The 20,440-nt window shown below is 42.1% G+C and carries 16 protein-coding genes and 2 pseudogenes; 14 read left to right on the forward strand and 4 right to left on the reverse strand.

The genetic code is table 11. From position 1 onward, the window contains the following. Positions 1 to 65 precede the first annotated feature (65 nt). Genes ACPF7I_RS02765 through ACPF7I_RS02775 form a run of 3 tightly spaced genes read left to right on the forward strand, consistent with a single transcriptional unit; the run spans position 66 to position 3,928 of the window. The gene (locus ACPF7I_RS02765; protein ID WP_430744966.1) at positions 66 to 1,361 is read left to right on the forward strand and encodes an ABC transporter permease subunit; all 1,296 of its coding nucleotides are present in this window, start codon (positions 66 to 68) and stop codon (positions 1,359 to 1,361) included. A gap of 11 nt (positions 1,362 to 1,372) precedes the next feature. After that, positions 1,373 to 2,200 (forward strand): carbohydrate ABC transporter permease, encoded by an 828-nt coding sequence (locus ACPF7I_RS02770; protein WP_430744965.1) that lies wholly within the window; start codon positions 1,373 to 1,375, stop codon positions 2,198 to 2,200. Between the two features lie 18 nt (positions 2,201 to 2,218). Further along, positions 2,219 to 3,928, forward strand: a complete 1,710-nt coding sequence (locus tag ACPF7I_RS02775; protein WP_430744963.1) for a glycoside hydrolase family 13 protein — start codon at positions 2,219 to 2,221, stop codon at positions 3,926 to 3,928. Positions 3,929 to 3,956: 28 nt separating this feature from the next. Here ACPF7I_RS02775 and yhfH read toward each other — a convergent pair whose 3' ends face one another. After that, entirely contained in the window at positions 3,957 to 4,088 is a 132-nt protein-coding gene (gene yhfH, locus ACPF7I_RS02780; RefSeq protein WP_021095297.1) for a protein YhfH, read from the reverse strand. Between the two features lie 153 nt (positions 4,089 to 4,241). Between yhfH and ACPF7I_RS02785 the strand changes: the two genes are divergently transcribed. The 10 genes from ACPF7I_RS02785 (at position 4,242) to ACPF7I_RS02830 (ending at position 14,460) form a co-directional block, all read left to right on the forward strand. Then, the gene (locus ACPF7I_RS02785; protein ID WP_430744961.1) at positions 4,242 to 4,976 is read left to right on the forward strand and encodes an MBL fold metallo-hydrolase; all 735 of its coding nucleotides are present in this window, start codon (positions 4,242 to 4,244) and stop codon (positions 4,974 to 4,976) included. A 187-nt stretch (positions 4,977 to 5,163) separates the two neighbouring features. Then, entirely contained in the window at positions 5,164 to 5,367 is a 204-nt protein-coding gene (locus tag ACPF7I_RS02790) for a hypothetical protein (RefSeq protein ID WP_219985780.1), read from the forward strand. After that, entirely contained in the window at positions 5,354 to 5,656 is a 303-nt protein-coding gene (locus ACPF7I_RS02795) for a DUF4212 domain-containing protein (protein ID WP_430744959.1), read from the forward strand. The genes ACPF7I_RS02790 and ACPF7I_RS02795 overlap by 14 nt, the downstream gene beginning before the upstream one ends. Before the next feature lie 26 nt (positions 5,657 to 5,682). Continuing rightward, positions 5,683 to 7,332, forward strand: coding sequence for a sodium:solute symporter family protein (locus tag ACPF7I_RS02800; RefSeq protein WP_430744957.1), 1,650 nt, complete (start codon positions 5,683 to 5,685; stop codon positions 7,330 to 7,332). 52 nt (positions 7,333 to 7,384) lie between these two features. After that, entirely contained in the window at positions 7,385 to 9,220 is a 1,836-nt protein-coding gene (locus ACPF7I_RS02805) for a DUF294 nucleotidyltransferase-like domain-containing protein (protein WP_430744956.1), read from the forward strand. An 11-nt stretch (positions 9,221 to 9,231) separates the two neighbouring features. Next, on the forward strand, positions 9,232 to 9,894 hold the full coding sequence (locus tag ACPF7I_RS02810) for a 3'-5' exonuclease (RefSeq protein ID WP_430744954.1): 663 nt from the start codon (positions 9,232 to 9,234) through the stop codon (positions 9,892 to 9,894). A 170-nt stretch (positions 9,895 to 10,064) separates the two neighbouring features. Next, entirely contained in the window at positions 10,065 to 11,615 is a 1,551-nt protein-coding gene (locus tag ACPF7I_RS02815; RefSeq protein ID WP_430744953.1) for a fatty acid--CoA ligase family protein, read from the forward strand. Positions 11,616 to 11,727: 112 nt separating this feature from the next. Beyond that, positions 11,728 to 12,708 (forward strand): ABC transporter substrate-binding protein, encoded by a 981-nt coding sequence (locus ACPF7I_RS02820; protein WP_430744951.1) that lies wholly within the window; start codon positions 11,728 to 11,730, stop codon positions 12,706 to 12,708. Positions 12,709 to 12,725: 17 nt separating this feature from the next. Beyond that, complete coding sequence (locus ACPF7I_RS02825; RefSeq protein WP_430744950.1) at positions 12,726 to 13,700, forward strand: ABC transporter permease; 975 nt, start codon at positions 12,726 to 12,728, stop codon at positions 13,698 to 13,700. Further along, positions 13,666 to 14,460, forward strand: coding sequence for an ABC transporter ATP-binding protein (locus tag ACPF7I_RS02830; RefSeq protein ID WP_430745994.1), 795 nt, complete (start codon positions 13,666 to 13,668; stop codon positions 14,458 to 14,460). Before ACPF7I_RS02825 ends, ACPF7I_RS02830 begins: the two co-directional genes overlap by 35 nt. Positions 14,461 to 14,472: 12 nt before the next feature. On the opposite strand, the pseudogene ACPF7I_RS02835 reads toward ACPF7I_RS02830, so the two are convergent. Then, a pseudogene (locus tag ACPF7I_RS02835) lies at positions 14,473 to 16,839 on the reverse strand (EAL domain-containing protein). 214 nt (positions 16,840 to 17,053) lie between these two features. Here ACPF7I_RS02835 and ACPF7I_RS02840 point away from each other — a divergent pair. Then, on the forward strand, positions 17,054 to 19,018 hold the full coding sequence (locus ACPF7I_RS02840; RefSeq protein WP_430744949.1) for a methyl-accepting chemotaxis protein: 1,965 nt from the start codon (positions 17,054 to 17,056) through the stop codon (positions 19,016 to 19,018). A 60-nt stretch (positions 19,019 to 19,078) separates the two neighbouring features. Here ACPF7I_RS02840 and ACPF7I_RS02845 read toward each other — a convergent pair whose 3' ends face one another. Both ACPF7I_RS02845 and ACPF7I_RS02850 read right to left on the reverse strand, forming a co-directional pair. Next, positions 19,079 to 20,299 carry an EAL and HDOD domain-containing protein gene (locus ACPF7I_RS02845; protein WP_430744947.1) on the reverse strand — a complete coding sequence of 407 codons (1,221 nt, stop codon included), beginning with the start codon at positions 20,297 to 20,299 and terminating at the stop codon, positions 19,079 to 19,081. A 14-nt stretch (positions 20,300 to 20,313) separates the two neighbouring features. Further along, a pseudogene (locus ACPF7I_RS02850) lies at positions 20,314 to 20,403 on the reverse strand (response regulator transcription factor); the annotation flags it as partial. Between the last annotated feature and the right edge of the window lie 37 nt (positions 20,404 to 20,440).

Genomic DNA, 20,440 nt, shown 5'->3' on the forward strand with positions numbered 1-20,440 from the left:
ACGTTAGCCTTCAGCCTCGTATGAGCGCTGAAGGCTAAATCCTTTGCATAAAGGGGGAACAACGAGTGAAAAACGAAAAAAAGTCGGAGCGCCGCTTAGCGTATATTCTTGTCGCTCCATCTTTACTGCTCATTTTAGCTGTTGCGATTTGGCCGGTCATTCAGTCGTTTTATTTCAGCTTATTTGACTATCGTCTGAACAACCCAGCAAAATCTTCTCTTCACTTCGATTACAGCTTAAATTTAGAGCGATATTTAGAAAGTTATCCGTTTTTAATGAGCGCATTAAAGCAAGAAACGGCTCAAGCAACGGGCGCGGAAAAAGAACAGTTGACGTCGTTGCAAGAAAAATTGCAGCAAGTCGATGAAGAAATTCGCGCGGATGAAGAAGTAGCAAAACGGTATGAACAAGTTGATGAGATTTTAAATAATTTTGAAGTGCCGAGTGAAGAGATCAAAATTGTTTCGATTGATGAAGAAGCGGCACAACATTTAACAAAAACGATTAGCGAAACGAAACAAACATTAAAGACATTAAACGAAAACGGACAATTGAAGCAGGGAGACAAATTAACAGGACTTGCAAACGGGTTAAGTGGAGCAGTTATTGAGCCGAACTTTGTCGGTTTAGCACACTACAAAAACTATTTAGGCGACTCGCGTTTATGGAAAGCGCTTTGGAATACAACTGTATTTACGGTCATTTCCGTTTCCATTGAATTAGTGCTCGGTCTAGCGATTGCGCTGTTGATTAATAAAGCGTTTTTCGGTCGCGGTCTTGTACGGGCAACGATTTTAATTCCTTGGGCGATTCCGACGGCTGTATCCGCATTAATGTGGAAGTTTTTATATGATGGACAAAACGGAATTGTTGCAAAATACTTTGCAGATATCGGCATTATCAATAATATGAGCGAGCTATTAACGACAGGGGCAGGAGCAATGTTTGCTGTCATCTTCTCTGACGTATGGAAAACGACACCATACATGGCATTATTGCTGCTAGCAGGTTTGCAGACGATTCCAAGCTCACTATACGAGGCAGCATCGATTGACGGGGCGACAAAGTGGCAACAGTTCGTCAAAATTACGTTACCTCTTTTAAAGTCAAGCATTCTCGTTGCGCTCTTGTTCCGTACGCTTGATGCGTTTCGTGTATTTGACTTAATTTTCGTTTTAACAGGTGGAGGACCAGCGAACTCGACAGAAACGATTTCGATTTTAGCGTATAAAGTTATGTTCTCGCAAACAAACTTCGGTGGCGGTTCAGCGTTAGCAGTGATCGTCTTCATTTGCGTTGCGATCATTTCGACGATTTACATTAAGTTTTTAGGTGCTGACCTCATTTCTGATCGAAAATAGGAGGTGCAACGATGCAAAAGAAAGCCGGTCCATTGTTTTATTTGTTTTTAGTTGTTTTCGTTTTTTTAGTGATGTTTCCATTTTTATGGATTTTATTAAGTTCGATTAAGCCGCTAAGCGAATTGTTTGGGGAAGAAGCGTTTAATTGGTTTACGAGCCATCCGACGTTAAAAAGTTACGTTTCTGTTTTTGTGAACTATCCATTTTTAAAGTATTTATGGAACAGTACCGTCATCGCGACGATTACGACCGTGTATACCGTATTTGTGGCGGCGTTTGCTGCGTATGCCATTGCGCGCCTAGATTTTAAAGGAAAGTCGGTCATTCTTGGCATTGTGTTGTCGGTATCGATGTTTCCACAAATTGCGACGATTTCGCCGATTTATATGTTTGTCAAAAAGTTCGAGTTAACGAATAGCTATTTAGGTTTAATTATTCCATATACGACGTTTGCGTTGCCGCTTTCCATTTGGTTATTAGTCACATTTTTCCGTAAAATTCCGTTTGATTTAGAGGAAGCGGCGAAAATGGATGGAGCGACACCGCTACAAACGTACTTTAAAGTCATTTTGCCGTTAGCTGTACCAGGCATTTTCACAACGTCCATTCTCGTGTTTATTGCGGCATGGAATGAATTTTTATTCGCGTTAACGATTAACACAGCAGAAAATTATAAAACGGTGCCGGTTGGAATCGCGATGTTCCAAGGTCAATATACAATTCCATGGGGCGAAATTTCAGCTGCGACAGTTATTGTTACGATTCCGCTCGTTATTATGGTATTATTATTCCAACGCCGCATCGTATCGGGCTTAACGTCCGGTTCAGTAAAAGAATAATGGAGAGGGGAAAAGAAGATGGAATCGATTCCAAAAATGAAACAATGGTGGAAAGAAGCGGTCGTGTATCAAATTTATCCGCGCAGTTTTAAAGATTCAAACGGGGATGGGATCGGTGATTTACGCGGCATTATTGAAAAGCTAGATTATTTACAAGAGCTCGGTGTCGACGTCGTTTGGCTGTCGCCTGTTTATAAGTCGCCAAACGACGATAACGGCTACGATATTAGCGATTACCAAGACATTATGGACGAATTTGGCACGCTCGCTGACTGGGACGAACTGCTTCGTGAAATGCATGCCCGCGGGATGAAATTAGTGATGGATTTAGTCGTCAACCATACATCCGATGAACATTATTGGTTTGTTGAATCACGCAAGTCGAAAGATAATCCGTATCGCGACTATTACATTTGGCGTCCGGGGAAAGATGGGAAAGAACCGAACAACTGGCAATCATTTTTTAGCGGCTCGGCTTGGCAGTACGACGAAGCAACAGGGGAATATTATTTGCATTTATTTTCGAAAAAGCAACCAGATTTAAACTGGGAAAATGAAAAGGTGCGCGAAGAAATTTTCAACATGATGACATGGTGGTTAGATCGTGGTATTGACGGATTTCGGATGGACGTCATTAACTTATTGTCAAAAGTGGAAGGGTTGCCGGATGCTCCGGTGACGAATGCGAATGATCGTTATCAATGGGGCGGACAATATTTTGTGAACGGACCGAAGTTAATGGACTATTTGCGAGAAATGAAAGAAAAAGTGTTAAGTAAATACGACATTATGACGGTCGGAGAAACGCCGATGGTGACGACAGACGATGCCATTCGGTTTACGAACGAACAAGATGGCGTCATGAATATGTTGTTTCAATTTGAGCATATGGACGTCGATTCGAAACCGGGTAGCCACCTCGGCAAGTGGGACATTCAACCGTGGAAATTAACCGATTTGAAAAAAATTATGAGCAAGTGGCAAGTGGAACTTCACGGAAAAGGATGGAATTCGCTTTATTTAGAAAACCATGACCAGCCACGCTCTGTTTCGCGCTTTGGCGATGATCAAACGTATCGGGTAGAAAGTGCAAAAATGTTGGCGACATGGTTGCATATGATGCAAGGAACGCCATACATTTATCAAGGGCAAGAAATCGGGATGACGAACGTCGCTTTCCCGTCGATCGAATATTATCGCGACGTTGAAACGATTAATTTATGGAACGATGTTGTTGTCAATAAAGGGGAAGACCCAGAAAAAATTTTAAAAGCGATTCATTACCGCGGTCGCGATAATGCGCGCACACCGATGCAATGGGATGCGACGGAACATGCAGGATTTACAACGGGGACGCCGTGGATTGACGTCAATCCAAACTATCGCGATATTAACGTCGAGCAAGCATTAAAAGATGAAAATTCTATCTTCTACTACTATAAAAAGCTCATTCGTCTCCGAAAAGAGCATCCAATTATCGTGTACGGGTCATATGAGCTGTTGCTTGAAGATGATGAGCAAATTTACGCATACGTGCGCAAGCTGAACGATGAGCAGCTGCTTGTCATCACAAACTTTAGCAGCGAGCAGCCAACATTTACATTGCCGTCACATATCACGTTTACGGAAAAACAACTGCTCATTAGCAACTATGCGGTTGATGAAAACGAATCGATTGACACGATCGTACTAAAACCGTATGAAGCACGCGTTTATAAATTAAAGTAAAAAGCAGCCACACGGGCTGCTTTTTACTTTAACAAGAAACGTTTAAGCATTGAACGCAAACATTGCCGTAACATTCATGTTGCTCTTCCATTTCTTTGCCGCACTCGCAACATGTTTTTGGTGGCAACTTTTTATAAAATTCAGACATTTTTTCTAACATAACTCCCCATCCCCTTCGCTTTTGTTGATTTTATTGTATTATAACAGATATATATTTGTCAATAGTTGTTTTATAACATTTACGTATGTGAAATTTGTTCAGAAATTTGGTATCGTTTAGTTGTACACATTTTTGCGAGGAAGGTGAATACATATGAAAGTGACGGTTATCGGTTATTGGGGAGCGTTTCCAAAAAAGAATGAGGCGACGTCATGTTACTTATTTGAACACGACGGTTTTCGTTTATTAGTGGACTGTGGAAGCGGAGCGTTAGCTCAACTGCAAAATGTCATTGATATTGAACAAATTGATGCGGTTATCGTATCGCATTATCACCATGATCACGTGGCAGATATCGGCCCGCTTCAATACGCGCGACTCATTAAGAAAAATTTAGGCGCACATTTGCTTGAGCTTCCTATTTATGGACATTCGTTTGATCGGGATGGATTCGCACGCCTTGCTCATAAAGGAGTGACGAAAGCGGTGGCGTACGATCCGAACGATATGCTTCATATCGGTCCATTTACGATTACGTTTATGCCGACAGAACATCCAGCTGTTTGTTATGCGATGCGCATTTGTGCAGGAGAAAAGACGGTCGTATACACAGCAGATTCTAGCTATTTGCCTGAGTTTGTTCCTTTTGCGAAACAGGCAGACTTACTGATTTGCGAATGCAACTTTTATGCCGGGCAACATGCGAAACAAGCAGGGCATATGACGAGCGAGGAAGCGGCAACGATCGCGCGCGACGCTGGCGTTAAAACATTGCTACTAACGCACTTACCTCATTTCGGTAACGTTGAACAACTTGTCGACGAAGCAAAAACGATTTTCCATGGCCATGTCCAACTAGCAACAACAAGATGGACGTGGGAGGGGTAGCGATCGGCTACCCTTTTGTTATAATACAGAATAAAAATTTTGAAAATTTTTTGAACAGATGCTTGACGATGGAGTGAAAAGTAGAGATAATATTTTTGTGTTAGAATTTTCTTAAAATTTAGTAACACATACTAGGAGGTGGGGACTAAAAGAAAATGATAACGCTTACAACATAGGGGGGATTTGCTTGATTGGATTTTACCTCATCTTAGCCATTACAGTTGCGAGTTTGTACGTTGCTTTTCGTAAACAAAAGCCTTTCTTTTTACTCATTCCATTTTTGTCAGTCTTCGCTTACTTTTTGTTTGAAGTGATAACGTTCCCAGCGCCATTTTTCGAAACGGTCAAATTTATTTTTAACTTGGGGGTGTGTTTGTTTGAGACAAATTGATAAAAAAATTGCCGACTCATACTTCCGTGAGCGCGTGCGGTTAATTGTCATTTTTTTAATTATTTGGTTTATTGTTTCATTTGGCGTTGTCATGTTTGCGGAGTCGTTTCAAAATATGACGTTTAACGGCTTCCCATTTCATTATTTCATGGGGGCACAAGGGGCTGTAGTGACGTTTATCGTCTTGTTGTTTATTAATGCAAAAGTAAGCGACAGTATTGACAAAAAGTACGGCATTAGCGAAGAGAGAAACGAGCAACTAAGCGCAGGAAAAACACTTGATCATTAAGAGAACAAAGGGGAAGGGGGAGCACGATGGATACACAATTTCTCGTGTCTTTATCTATCATTATCGCTTCATTTGCGTTATATATTGGGATTGCCATTTACAATAAAGCGAAAGAAACATCTGATTTCTACGTAGCAGGGCGCGGTATTTCTCCATTTTCAAACGGTATGGCGATCGCGGCGGACTGGATGAGTGCTGCGTCATTTATCGGTATGGCTGGTACGATCATGTTGTTAGGGTATGATGGTCTTGCATACATTATGGGATGGACGGGCGGCTATTTGCTTCTGACGTTTTTGCTTGCTCCACAGCTTCGCAAATACGGTCGCTATACGGTGCCAGAATTTATTGGCGACCGTTACGAGAGCCATTCCGCGCGTCTCATTGCAGCCATTTGTACGATCATTATTTCGTTCGTTTATTCCATCGGTCAGCTTTCAGGTTCAGGAGTTGTTATCGGGCGTCTGCTCGAAGTTGATGCGAAAGTCGGCACGATGATTGGGGTTGTGTTAATTGCGTTTTATGCGGCGTTTGGCGGAATGAAAGGAATTACATGGACGCAAGTCGCGCAGTACATCATTTTAATTACGGCGTATTTAATTCCAGTTGTCTTTATGTCGCTACAGTTGACAGGAAATCCAATTCCTTGGCTTTCTTATGGAAAAATTGTCGGTCAATTTCAAGAACTAGATCAGCAACTCGGGATTTCGCAATACGCAGAGCCGTTTTTAAAGGGAAGTAAGTGGCAATTTCTCGCCCTTATGTTTACATTAATGGCTGGAACAGCGGGACTTCCGCATGTTATCGTTCGTTTCTATACCGTATCAACGATGAAGGCGGCTCGCTGGTCAGGCGCTTGGGCACTTTTATTTATCGGTTTGCTTTACTTATCAGCCCCAGCATATGCGGCATTTTCGCGCTTCATTTTATTGAAAAATGTCGTTGGGCAAAAAATTACTGAGTTGCCAGCATGGACTGAAAAATGGATTAACACAGGGAAGTTACAAATTGCAGATGCAAATGGCGACGGTATTTTACAATGGCAAGAGATGGTCATTAGCAATGACATCGTTGTTATGGCAACGCCAGAAATTGCAAACCTTGGCATGTTTGTCATCGGTTTAGTTGCGGCTGGGGCGATGGCAGCGGCGTTGTCGACAGCAGGAGGTTTAATGATTGCCATTTCATCATCATTTGCACATGACATTTATTATCGTATTTTGCGCCCGAACGCGTCCGAACAAAATCGCTTGCTCGTTGCGCGCATTTCGATTGCAACAGCGACGGTGTTAGCTGGTTTAGTCGCTTTAAATCCTCCGGGCGTAATTACACAAATTGTTGCGTGGGCATTTGCAATTGCAGCAAGTACGTTTTTCCCAGCACTTGTGCTCGGGGTATGGTGGAAGCGTTCAAACTCTGCAGGTGCAATTGCAGGTATGCTTGTTGGTTTAATCGTTTCGTTAGGCTATATTTTAGCTGCGAAGTACGGCGGATTTTCGATTGCAGGCATTGTTGATACAGGTGCAGGTGTGTTTGGTGCTGCAGCCGCGCTTGTGGCAAATGTTGTCGTATCGTTAATGACGAAAGAGCCTTCGCAAGCTGTACAAGAAGAAGTATATGACCTCCGCTATCCAGAACAAATGACATATAAAGACGGTCAAGTGTGGATGAGATAATGTCAAGGCATCTGTGTATACAGATGCCGTTTTTATAAGGGAGGGGATATGAATGCATCCATTATTTCGGGGGGTGCCACAACGTGAAATTGAACAGCTTATGGGTGAATGTGAACGAAAGACGTTTGAAAAAGACGATCTTATTTTAGGGAAAAATGAGCGGCGCAAAGGGCTTGTTTTGTTGCTTGATGGGGTGGCGGAAGTGTACGTCGAGCACGAAGGATATGATGAAGTGCTTGAAGTTGTACAAAAAGGTGGAATCATCGGATTTTCAAGCTTAGCTCATTTTTTAGGTGTATCGAAAAGCGAAGGAAAAGAAGAACTCGTTGCTGTACGGGCGGCGGAACGATGCGAAGTGCTTGTCATGCCGTTTTCTGTGTTAACGCGGTTATGGGATGACCCGAATGTCCATGACTATTTGCTTGCGCAGGCGTGCATCCGATTAAAAGACGTATATGTGTCGCTCGCTGAACAAGTCAAACAAGCGCGCAAATTTGGCGATTCCACATCGTTTGTCGTCCCAGTGCAAGATTTAATGGTTCGAGATGTCATCACTTTGCCACCCAACGCAACGGTACAAGAAGCAGCGAAAAAAATGGCGGCGACTCACGTTAGTTCGATCGTTGTGACGAATGACAAACAGTTATGTGGTATTTTAACGGAAACGGATCTTGTTGAACGAGTGCTTGGACAGTCGCTTCCATATGACACGGCTGTTGAACGAGTGATGACAAAACATGTCGCGACGATTTCACGATTCGCGTATTATTACGATGCGCTTGCCATGATGATTGAGCGTGGGGTGAAACATTTACCTGTTGTCGACGACGGAAAAGTAGAAGGGATTGTGACGTTTTCAGATTTAATGCGAAAGAAAAATGAAAGCATGATGCGCACGATTCAACAAATTGATCATGCGGATGAACGTACGTTATCAAAAATGAAAATTGCGATTTACGAGTTGTTGGCGACGATGTTGCGCGATCAAGTACCGATTGCTCAATGTTTAAATACGATTACGAAACTGTATGATCGACTCGTCTTCCGTTGTTTATCGTTGGCGATACAAGAAGTCGGAAATCCTCCGTGCCGTTTCGCTTTTTACCAAATGGGATCAAGCGGTCGGAGAGAGCAGTTTTTACTGACGGATCAAGACCATTTCCTCGTGTACGAAAGCGACGAGCATGCTGCGTATTTTGCGAAGCTCGGTGAGGCGATTGTGCGTGTTATGGAGAAAGCTGGTTATGAACGATGCAAAGGAAAAATGATGGCGAGTGAAAAGGCGTGGCGCGGTTCGCTTGAAACGTGGAAAGACCGATTGCGCGAATGGATGATTCACGCGACGAATGACAATTTGTTGTTAGCACAAAACTTTTTCTCGTATCGGTTTGTATATGGGGATATCGACTTGCATCGTGCGTTTGAAAAACAAATTCGTGAGCAATTAAGTCGTTCTAAAATTTTCCTTTTTCGGCTTGTTGAGATGGAAAAGCAAAATGAAATTCCGACGCTCGATCGTCCGATTCGCTCTATTTTCGGGCTTGAACGAAAAACAATCGATATGAAAAAAGAAGTGTTATTTCCATATCATCATAGCATACAAATTTTAGGACTCATTCATGGGATCGTATCTGGCACACCGTTTGAGCGAATTGAGAAGCTAAAAGAAAAGCAAGTATTGTCTCCTGCATTTGCGAAAGATGTACAAAAAGCGGCCGAAAACGTGCTAGCTATTTACATTCGCCATAAATGGAATCATTATAAGGCGAATAAACAATCGTCGTCCGTCTTATCGTTTACAACGATGACGACAAGAGAAAAAGATGAACTTATCTTAAGTTTAAAAACGTTAAAGCAATTGCAGGCGCAATTATTTTCTCATTTTTAGGGGGGATGGTCATGTTTTTTTTACGAAAGACGATTGACTACAAGTTAAACGACAACATCCCGTTATCAACACCGATTGATGACATCATCTTTACAGTATTTGATACAGAAACGACAGGCTTTAACGTTGCAACGGCTGATCGTCTCATTGAAATTGGTGCGGTGCAAGTGAAGGGGACGACAGTGCTTGAAAACGAAACATTTCATACGTACGTCAACCCATGTCGCGACATTCCGCAAGTGATTGTGGAGTTAACGAATATTACGGAAGAAAAAGTAGAGCATGCACCGATAGCGATTGAAGCGCTGCAACAGTTTTTCGATTTCGTTCAGCAAAAACGAACGGTCTGTTTTGTCGGACATTACGTTTCGTTTGATTTGTTTGTGATGAAACACGAATTGCGCCGCGAAAAAATGAAATTTCGCAAGCCGACGTTTATCGATACGCTCGATTTAATTGGTTTTATTGCACCGTCATATGATATGCGCGATTTAGAGCGATATGCCCAAGCGTTCGGTACACGTATGTATGAACGTCACTCCGCCATCGGTGATGCGCTAACGACTGCGTATTTATTTGTGGAGCTGTTACAACAATTTCGGCTGCGTGGATATGAAACGTGGGGAGAATTGCTGCGGGCAACCGATAGCCAAATGCGCTCATTGTCATTTTAACGGGGAGAGCCCCCGTTTTCTTTTTTTACCCACCTAGGAGAAGCGAGACGTGATCGTTTGCACGACAATGTCCTACTTGCTTGTTTTTTTATTTTAAAATATAATACATTTAGAATTTTTTTAATTTTAAAATGAATGACTATTCATTCATTAAGAGGGGTGGGGAGAAAATGAATTTAGTTTCACGGTTAGAACAAATCGCATCACAAAAGCCGGACAAGCGAGCATACGTGTTTGAAAAAACTGAGGCGACGTATGGCGAGTTGAACGGAGCAGTTATGAAGTTTGCGAGCGGACTCGCGAAGCTTGGGGTAAACAAAGGGGATCATGTGGCGTTGTTATTAGGCAATTCGCCATATTTTGTCGTCAGTTTGTACGGGGCGATGCGCGTCGGGGCGACGGTCATTCCAATTAATCCGATTTATACGCCCGATGAAATTCATTACATTTTAACAAACGGCGATGTGAAAGTAGTCATTGCGCTCGATCTCGTCATTCCGACATTGATGAAGCTTGACGGACGCTTACCGAGCGTCGAGCATATCATTATTTGCGAAACGCCGCAAGGAAAAGAACATGGCATCGTTTTGCCTGAAAAAATGAAATCGTTTGCAACGGTGTTAGCGACAGGTGAAGTTCCGTTTTTCGGTCCGGCGCTCCATGATGACGATGTAGCAGTTATTTTATACACATCGGGGACGACGGGAAAACCGAAAGGGGCGATGTTGACGCATAAAAACCTTTACAGCAACGCTCAAGATGTGGCCGATTACTTAAAAATAAACGAAGACGACCGCGTCATTGCGACGTTGCCGATGTTTCATGTCTTTTGTTTAACGGTGGCGCTCAATGCACCGCTTATGAACGGCGGAACGGTGCTTATTCTTCCGAAGTTTAGTCCCGGAGACGTATTCCGAATTGCAAGCGAGCAAAAGGCGACCGTTTTTGCTGGAGTGCCGACGATGTACAACTTTTTATATCAATATCCAGACGGAAAAGCGGAAGATTTTGCGCATGTGCGTCTATGCATTTCTGGTGGGGCATCTATGCCTGTTGCGTTATTGAAAAATTTCGAGAAAAAGTTTCAAGTGATCGTTTCTGAAGGGTATGGACTTTCAGAAGCGTCGCCAGTTACATGTTTTAATCCGCTCGATCGTCCGCGCAAACCGGGCTCGATTGGAACGAGCATTATAAACGTCGAAAATAAAATCGTCAATGAATTAGGAGAAGAAGTGCCTGTTGGTGAAGTCGGAGAACTGATTGTGCGCGGACCGAACGTGATGAAAGGATATTATAAAATGCCGGAAGAAACGGCGCATACGATTCGAGACGGTTGGCTATATACGGGCGACTTAGCAAAAATGGATGAGGAAGGATATTTTTATATTGTCGATCGGAAAAAAGATATGATTATTGTCGGTGGGTATAACGTATATCCGCGTGAAGTGGAAGAAGTGTTGTACAGCCATCCAGATGTTGTTGAAGCGGCTGTCATTGGCGTCCCTGATCCGAATTTTGGCGAAGCGGTGAAATGTTATGTTGTGAGCAAAAATAAACAGTTGACCGAACAGCAGCTTATCGCGTATTGCAGCGAGCATTTAGCGAAATATAAAGTGCCAAGTTCAATTGAATTTTTAGATGAATTGCCAAAAAATACGACGGGAAAAATTTTAAGACGAGCGTTAAAAGAACAGGTCGTCTCTCAAAGCGGTGCACAATAAGCACCGTTTTATTTTTTTATAAAAGTTTTAAGAATTTACTTGATATTTAGAAAATATATTTGTATAATTTAACGCATAAAAGCGAAACAGCGGAAAAGTGAGGGGGATAAAAATGAAGTGGTTGAATATGTGTGGAGCATTGTTGCTTGCAGGAAGTGTGCTAGCGGGATGTGCTGGAGAAAAAACGACAACAGAAAAAAGCGAGGAGAAAACATATAAAATCGGTGTGACGCAAATTGTTGAACATCCGTCGCTTGATGCGGCGTTTAATGGATTTAAAAAGGCGCTTGAAGAGAAAGGATTAAAAGTCGAATACGATGTGCAAATTGCGCAAGGGGATATGAACAATAATCAAACGATTGCAAACAATTTCGTCGCGGATGGAGTCGATTTAATTTTCGCTAATTCCACACCGAGCGCGCTTGGTGCATTAAATGCGACGAAAGATATTCCGATCGTTTTCACGTCTGTAACCGATCCAGTTGGAGCAAAGCTCGTGCAATCGATGGAAAATCCGGGTGGCAATGTAACAGGGACGACAGATACGCATCCAGATGCCATTCCAAAAACGGTGCAGTTTATTGACCAATTTGTCAATGGCAATCGCGTTGGAATGATTTACAATGCGGGCGAGCAAAACTCGGTTGCGCAAATTGATGCGGTGAAAAAAGCGATGGAAGGGACGGATTTAACGATTGTACCTGTTTCGGTGTCGACATCGGCAGAAGTGAAACAAGCAGCGGAATCGTTAGTTGGCAAAGTCGATTGTTTTTACGTCATTACGGACAATACGGTCGTTTCAGCGCTTGAGTCGGTCATTCAAGTGGCGAATGATCAAAATGTACCGCTTTTCGTTGGTGAGTTAGACTCGGTAAAACGTGGTGGTTTTGCGGCGTACGGCTTCGACTACTACGATATCGGTTATGAAGCAGGCGTGATGGCAGCTGACATTTTAGAAGGAAAGAAAAAACCGTCCGAACTTCCAGTGCAATATCCGCAAAAGTTGAAGCTTGTTATTAATAAAAAAGCAGCGCAAGAGATGGGTGTGGAATGGAGAAGCGAATGGGATAGCATGGCGGAATTTATTGAATAAAACAAAGGATGGATCGTATGATTACAGCATTGTTTAGCTCAGTTGAAGCAGGATTGTTATATGCGCTTATGGCACTCGGTGTGTATATATCGTTTCGCGTTTTAGATTTTCCTGATTTGACGGTGGACGGAAGTTTTGTGACGGGAGCGGCAGTCGCTTCCGTTCTCATCGTCGGCGGTGTTAATCCGTTTGTTGCATCGCTTGCGGCGCTTGGCGCTGGCTTTTTAGCAGGGTGCGCAACCGGTCTTTTGCATACGAAAGGAAAAATTAATCCGTTGTTGTCCGGCATTTTAATGATGATCGCTTTATATTCAATCAACTTGCGCATTATGGGGAAACCGAACATTCCTCTTTTGCAGCAAGAAACTGTGATGACGATGATGACAGCTCAATTTCAACGAATGGATCAAGCGCTGGCGGCGATCGTTCCGTTCGTTCCGAAAACGTGGGCGGTTGTTGTTTTTGGAACGTTGTTAATATTGATCGTGAAAGTTGTTATTGATTTGTTTTTAAAAACGGAAATCGGGTTAGCGTTGCGAGCGGTCGGCGACAATAAGAAAATGATTGCTAGTTTTTCAGGAAATACCGACCGTTTAACGATGATCGGTCTCGGCTTGTCAAACGCGCTCGTCGCGTTTTCAGGTGCATTGATTGCGCAATATAGCGGCTTTAGCGATATCGGCATGGGGATCGGCATGATCGTCATCGGTTTAGCGTCGGTCATTATCGGGGAAGCGCTGTTTGGCGCGAAAACGATCGTACGGGCGACGTTGGCTGTTATTTTGGGAGCGATCATCTATCGCATCGTTATTACTTTGGCGTTACGTGTCCAATTTTTAGAGACGGGCGATGTGAAGCTCATTACAGCGATGATTGTCATTTTAGCGCTCGTCGTTCCGCAAATGGTGGCAGCGCGTGCCGAAAAACAGCGGAAAGCGAGAAAGCGGGGTGCAGCCGTTGCTTCAACTCAAGCAGATTACGAAAGTGTTTAACGAAGGAACGCTCGATGAAAAAGTGGCGTTAAAACATATTGAACTTTCGCTTCAGCCGGGAGATTTCGTTACGATTATCGGCAGCAACGGAGCGGGGAAATCGACGTTAATGAACATTATTTCAGGAAGATTGGCTCCAGATACAGGAGAAGTTATGATTGACGGGAAGGACGTTACGACGATGAGCGAACATGACCGAGCGCGTTATATCGGTCGCGTTTTCCAAGACCCGATGGCAGGAACTGCGCCAAATATGACGATTGAAGAAAATTTGGCGATCGCTTATAACCGAACAGTAAAACGAACCCTTCGTTTCGGTGTGACGAAAAAGCGGCGCGAACTTTTTAAAGAAACGCTCGCTACGCTTCAGCTTGGATTAGAAAACCGTCTCCATGCAAAAGTCGGCTTGTTATCTGGCGGAGAACGGCAAGCGTTGTCGCTTTTAATGGCGACGTTTACGCAACCGCACGTGCTTCTTTTGGATGAACATACCGCGGCGTTAGACCCTGCGCGCGCAAAGCTAATTACACACTTAACGAAACAAATTGTTGAAACAAATCGTCTGACGACATTAATGGTGACGCACAATATGGAACAAGCTGTTCAATTAGGGAATCGTTTAATTATGATGGACGGGGGGCAAATCATTTTCGAGGCGAGTGGAGAAGAAAAGAAAAAGCTGACGGTTGAAAAGCTTTTGCAAGAGTTTCAACGCATTCGCGGCAGCCAGTTTGCGAGCGATCGCGCCGTGCTTGCATAAAAAATCCCCGAGTTACATCGGGGATTTTAATGTGTGAACGATTTGTTGTAATGATGCGATCGTGTTTGGCAGTTGTTCGAGCGATACCGGTCGGCTAAAGTAAAAACCTTGTAATTGTTCGCACTGCTTTTCGATTAAAAATTGCGCTTGTTGTTCCGTTTCAACCCCTTCAGCTGTCACGGTTAACCCTAGATTGTGCGCCAAGGAAATAATGGCGCTGACAATTTCTTTGCTTTTTTCATTGTTTATTATGTTTTGAATAAACGAGCGATCGATTTTCACTTCATCGATCGGGAAGCGATTTAAATATTCAAGGGACGAATAGCTGACGCCAAAGTCGTCTACGGCAATCGAAAAGCCGAGCTATTTTAAACGTTCTAACGTTTTTGCGACATGTTCAGGGTTTTTAATCATTGTTGTTTCGGTAATTTCAAATATAAAACAAGAGGCGTCGCAACCTTCTTCTTGTAAAATATGTTGAATATCTTCAAACAGTTGTTCGTCTAGCAATTGTTTGGCAGATAAGTTGACAGCGATTTTCATATTGTCTGTTGGATGTTGGCGCAAAAGTGAAAGATCGCGACACGCTTGGCGCAACACCCATTTACCGATGTCGTGAATGACGTCCGTTTCTTCCGCCATTGGAATAAATTCGGCGGGGCTCACAAAGCCAAATTGAGGGTGTTTCCAACGAACGAGCGCTTCGACACTAAACGAACGTGCGTAAAAATTGATTTTTGGCTGATAAAGTAAAAAAAGTTCTCCATTTTTCACTGCTGACGGAAGGGCGTTTTCAAGCTGAATTTTTCGGGCAAAAGCGTCTGACATATGCGGTTCGTATCGCTTGATGATATTCGTTCCTTCCATTTTCGCAAAATATAGCGCTTTTTCGGCGTTGCTCAATAACGTTTCCGCACATAATTGGGCGTCATATGCGTAGCTTATCCCGATATGAATGCCGATGCGAATTTGTTGTTGAGCGATCGGGTATGGCTCGATGAGCATTTCTTTTATCATGTTGGAGAACTGCTTTACTTCTTCTTGGCTTTCGTACGAAAGGGCAATTGCGAATTGATCGCCAGTTATTCGCGTCCAAATCGCTTTTGGGTTCATCATGTTGTAAAGGCGCATACTTACTTGTTTTAATACCTCGTCACCGTTTTCATAGCCGAGAAAGCTATTGATAAATTTAAATTGATGTATATCAACTAACAGAACGGCGACGCCTTCGTGCGTAAAAAGAAGATCGGTTAGCTTTTCCATAAACTCCGTTCGATCTATATATACTTTGTTTTTTTCATGTACAGCGATCGGTTCGCTCGGTTTAATGATCATCAGTTCAGTCCCGTTTGTTTCGTACGGGAACGGGAGGATGTCGATTTGTACAGGGATTGTTTCGCCGTCGATTGCTGTGATGGTTGGCTCCGAGACGGTATGAATCAATTGCTGGACTGGTTTGTTTCGTACGTCTTCGATCGTTGATGCTTTGAACATACGGAGGGCGACTGCATTCGCGTACGTAATTTGTTGATCTGTACAAATAATAATCGCCTCGGGAAAGGTTTCCACGACATGACGATGCAATTTTTCGCTTTGTTTTAATTGTTTTTGTGTTAGGATGAGATCCGTGATATTTAAAAGGCTAGCAAAGCCTGCGATAATGTCTCCGTCTTTGTTGAATAAAGGAGACGCGTTTACAGAAACGTATATCGTCTCACCGTTTTTCGCTTTCATCGTTAGGCGAATGGCATGTAACGGCTTTCCTTCGCTTAATCGTTGCAACGTTTGATCGATATTTTCTTTATATACAGGAATGACGTCGAAAAGCGTTTTCCCGACAATGTCTTTTTGTTGCAGTCCAAATAAACGCTCTGTTTTTTCGTTGACGCGAATAATATGTCCGAATAAATCGAATAAAATAAAAGCTTCTTGCGAGTAGGTAAATAAAGAGTCAATGAATTGTTGTGCTTCTTCTAGCTGTTCTTCTTTTTTTAGCATATCGGTAATTTCACGCGTGCATGCAACGATATATGATACTTCATTTTTTTCGTTCAAAAGAGGAATTAACGTAGATTCCGCAAAACGTATGTCATCTTTTACATTCATCCGAGCTCGAAAAGTGACGAGCGATTTTGTTTTACATGCTCTTATATATTGAAAGTTTAAAAGATTTGACATTTCTTCATCATATACATCTTCAATATATTTTCCTATATCTTCTTCGCGTAAATTCGCTAAATGGAGGGATGTCGGACTGACGCGCACGTAGCGAAACCGCGGTCCTTTTTCGACTTTCATTAAAAAAACGATATCAAACAATTGATCCATCATATGAAATAGCAACTGTTCATTTGACAAAAGAGCATGTGGCAAGCGCATTTTTTCTTCCACTTCTTCCGTCCCCCCTCTTGTATAGAAACATAGAATATATGTCTATTATTGTCGAAAGATGTTGATTCTTCAATATATAATAATAGGGATAAGTATTTTATTTAAAATGTATCATAATCGTCAAAATTACCTACTTTTATTACATACTTATTTTATTTATGATAATACATATATAAAACATTTGTTTGTCAGGGGGAAGCTTATGAAAAGTATTAGGGGAAAGCTACTGTTAGTGATTATGCCGCTTGTCATTATTTCTTTATTTTTAGTGGCATATTTGAACCATCAAAAAGCAAAACAGTTTTTAGAGGATCAATTTGAACAGACGGCTCAAGTGGAGCTTGGACGACTGCAAACAGCGGTCAACCAGTGGATTATCGATCATAAAAAATTGATTGAAGGATTGAGCAGTGAAGGCGGATGGGATGTTGTTGAGCTACAAAAAAACGGGACAAGGCTTGCTCATATCCAAAAAACGTGGTCAACATTTGAGCTTATTGCTGTTGCTGATCGGAATGGAAAGGCGTATGCGAATGGAAAAGAATTATCCATTGGTGATCGCCTATACTTTCAAGAAGCTTTAAAAGGGAAAACGTCCATTTCTGATGTCATCGTTTCACGTGCGACTGGTGAGAAAGTCATTGTCATTGCTTCTCCTATTCGTGAAAAGGGAGAAATTATTGGCGTACTATTAGGGACAGTAAAAACAGAAGAAATAACAAACTTAGTTACTCACGTTGATGTTGGGAAAACGGGATATGGGTACTTAATTCAGCAAGACGGAGTGCTAATTGCGCATCCGAAAAAAGAATACGTATTAGAGAAAAACTTATTGAAAGAAAAAAATGATCAACTCGTTTCATTGTTAAGACGGGCGTTAGATGGGAAAAAAGGAATGGGGATATATGAATTTGAAGGGGTAAAAAAATACGCCTTCTACGCCCCGGTTGAGTCGACAGGATGGGGGATTGTGCTTACTGTGCCTGTCGATGAGGCGACAGAAAAGTTATATTATTTAGCTGTTTTATCGTTTGTTACGGCTGGGGTTGTTGTGTTATTTGCGGTTGTTATCATCGTTTTATTTGCTTCACGACTCGTCCGTCCGTTGCAAAAATTAAGCCAATTAACGAAAGAAGTAGCGAGCGGTGACTTAACGGTAACGATTGACCATCGAAGCGAAGACGAAGTAGGACAGCTCGGACAATATTTTCAACAAATGGTCCATCATATGCGACATATGCTACAGCAGTTACATGATTCAGCTGAGCAGCTTCGTCAATATGCTCAAACGTTTGTTGTGGCTAGTGATGAAACGAAGCAAACAACAAACCAAGTGGCAGTGACGATGAGCGAAATGGCTCATGGCTCAACAGCAATTGCACATTCTGTTCAAGATGTAACCGAACGAGTCAATCGCATGATGAACGAATTACAGCGATTAATTGAAGAAGCTGAAAATATGGAAAAAGCGATGGCAGAAGCAAAGCAAGTGTCGATACAAGGAGAAACGATTCTTCATACGATGAGCGAAGCGATGATGTCCGCAACTAAACATTCAAGCGATGCAGTCGAAGCAATGAAACGATTAGGCGAACGTTCAAAAGAAGTGAGGGAAATTGTTCATGTGATTAGTCATATTACATCGCAAACGAATTTATTAGCATTGAATGCTTCAATTGAAGCAGCAAGAGCGGGAGAAGCAGGGAGAGGTTTTGCTGTTGTTGCGGGAGAAGTGAGAAAACTAGCAGAAGAAACGGAGAAAGCAACTGATAAAATCGCGCAAATGATCCAGCAAACATATAGCGATACAGAGCAAGCAATCGTGATTGTGACAGAAGGCAGTAAAGTGGCGAATCTTGCTTTTGAACGAGTGAGTGAAGCGAAACAAGCATTCCAGCATATTGCACAGAATTTGACAAATGCTAACGAAATAAGCGGTCAAGTGATGACACGTATTCGAACAGTCCAAAATGATGGACAAACGATCGTCGAACATATGCAAGATGTCGCAGCTGTCACGGAAGAAGCCTCGGCAAGCATTGAAGAAGTTAGTGCAGCGACAGAACAACAAGCGGCAGCAGCCCAACAAATTTTTGAACAAGCGAAGCAAGTCGAACAGTTAGCTGATGAGCTAACAAATATGATGAATAAATTTAGGGTGAAATAAAAGAAGCTTCAGCTTGTCGACCTTGTCGACAAGCTGAAGGATGAGAAGCCATCTTCTACTTTAAGAAAACGGACTAAACTTTTGCATTTGCACGATCCATTCGATGCTTTTTTGATAGATAGCGAATGCTTCGGCGATAGGAATGTTTAGCACGTTCGCCCATTGCTGCGTTTGCTCAGTATTGTTTGTTTCAAGCGAGAGAACGAGTTCAAACAAGGGAGAATACAGCGGATGCCGTCCTTCTAATGCTTGTTGAATGTTTTCATCGACATGCAGCTCTTCCAATACGTCATGCAAAGGCCGATCTAGTAGTAGATGCAAGGAAGAACAGATGCCCATAAAAAACAGTATCTCTTTTTCATCATCTAAACCAATAAGATAAGCAAGTTGTTCAAGTGTTTTTGCTCTTAGTAGGCTGTTGACAATCACCTCATTTTTAAACGGCTCATTCGGCTGTTGAAATGTGAGAACAGTGAGCCAGCTTTTCAAGTAATTTGTTCCAAGCAAAATCGCCGCATGACGAATGGATTTAATTTTCAAAGAAGAGGATAGAAAAAAAGAATTTACTGTTTTGAGTAAGCGATAAGTCAATGAAGGATCGCGCTCAATCGCTTCAACAAGTTCTTCAAAGTTCAATTCATTTTTATTTAATTGCTTTAACAAAGAGAAATGAGAAGCGTACGATATTTTTGGAAGTGATTTCCCTTTCACGACGATTGGTTTACTGAAAAAATATCCTTGGAAGTATGTAAATCCGTCACGCGTTGCTTCTGCCAACTGCTCGCTCGTCTCGATTTTTTCTGCAAGCAAATGAATATGATGAGATTTTATGATGGAATCGTATAGTTTACAATAATTAGAACGAGAAAAATCGACTTTAATAATATCAATGTAAGGAAATAAAGGGATGTATTGTTCTGAAAAAATAAAATCGTCTAACGCGATGATATACCCTTCTTTTTTTAACTCTTTGCAAATTTGTAAGAGCTCATATGAATATGGAATCGTTTCAAGTATTTCAACGACGATTAAATTTTTTGGGAAATGAAACGGAATTCGCTTTTTTAATAACGTTTCTGTGAAGTTAATGAAACACCGCGTTCCGTTCGTTAACTTGTCAATTCCAATGTTCATAAAGCTATTGATTAGCACGTCCATTGTTGCTGTATTTCCATCCAACGCGTTATAAAAGTTTTTTTCCCCACTTCGGTAAAACAACTCGTAAGCGACGACTTCGTAATTTTTGTTAAAAATAGGCTGTCTTCCCACAAAAATATCCATAACGCTCCCCCAAATTATAAAAGATGACTGAACTTTGCAATTAACTGCGAACGACGTTTGACGTCCAGTTTTTGAAACACATGGTTAATATGATTTTTAATCGTATGTTTGCTTAAAACTCACATTTCGCGCCCTCTCGAC

It is taken from the genome of Anoxybacillus dikiliensis (assembly GCF_050613275.1).
GTDB lineage: Bacteria > Bacillota > Bacilli > Bacillales > Anoxybacillaceae > Anoxybacillus.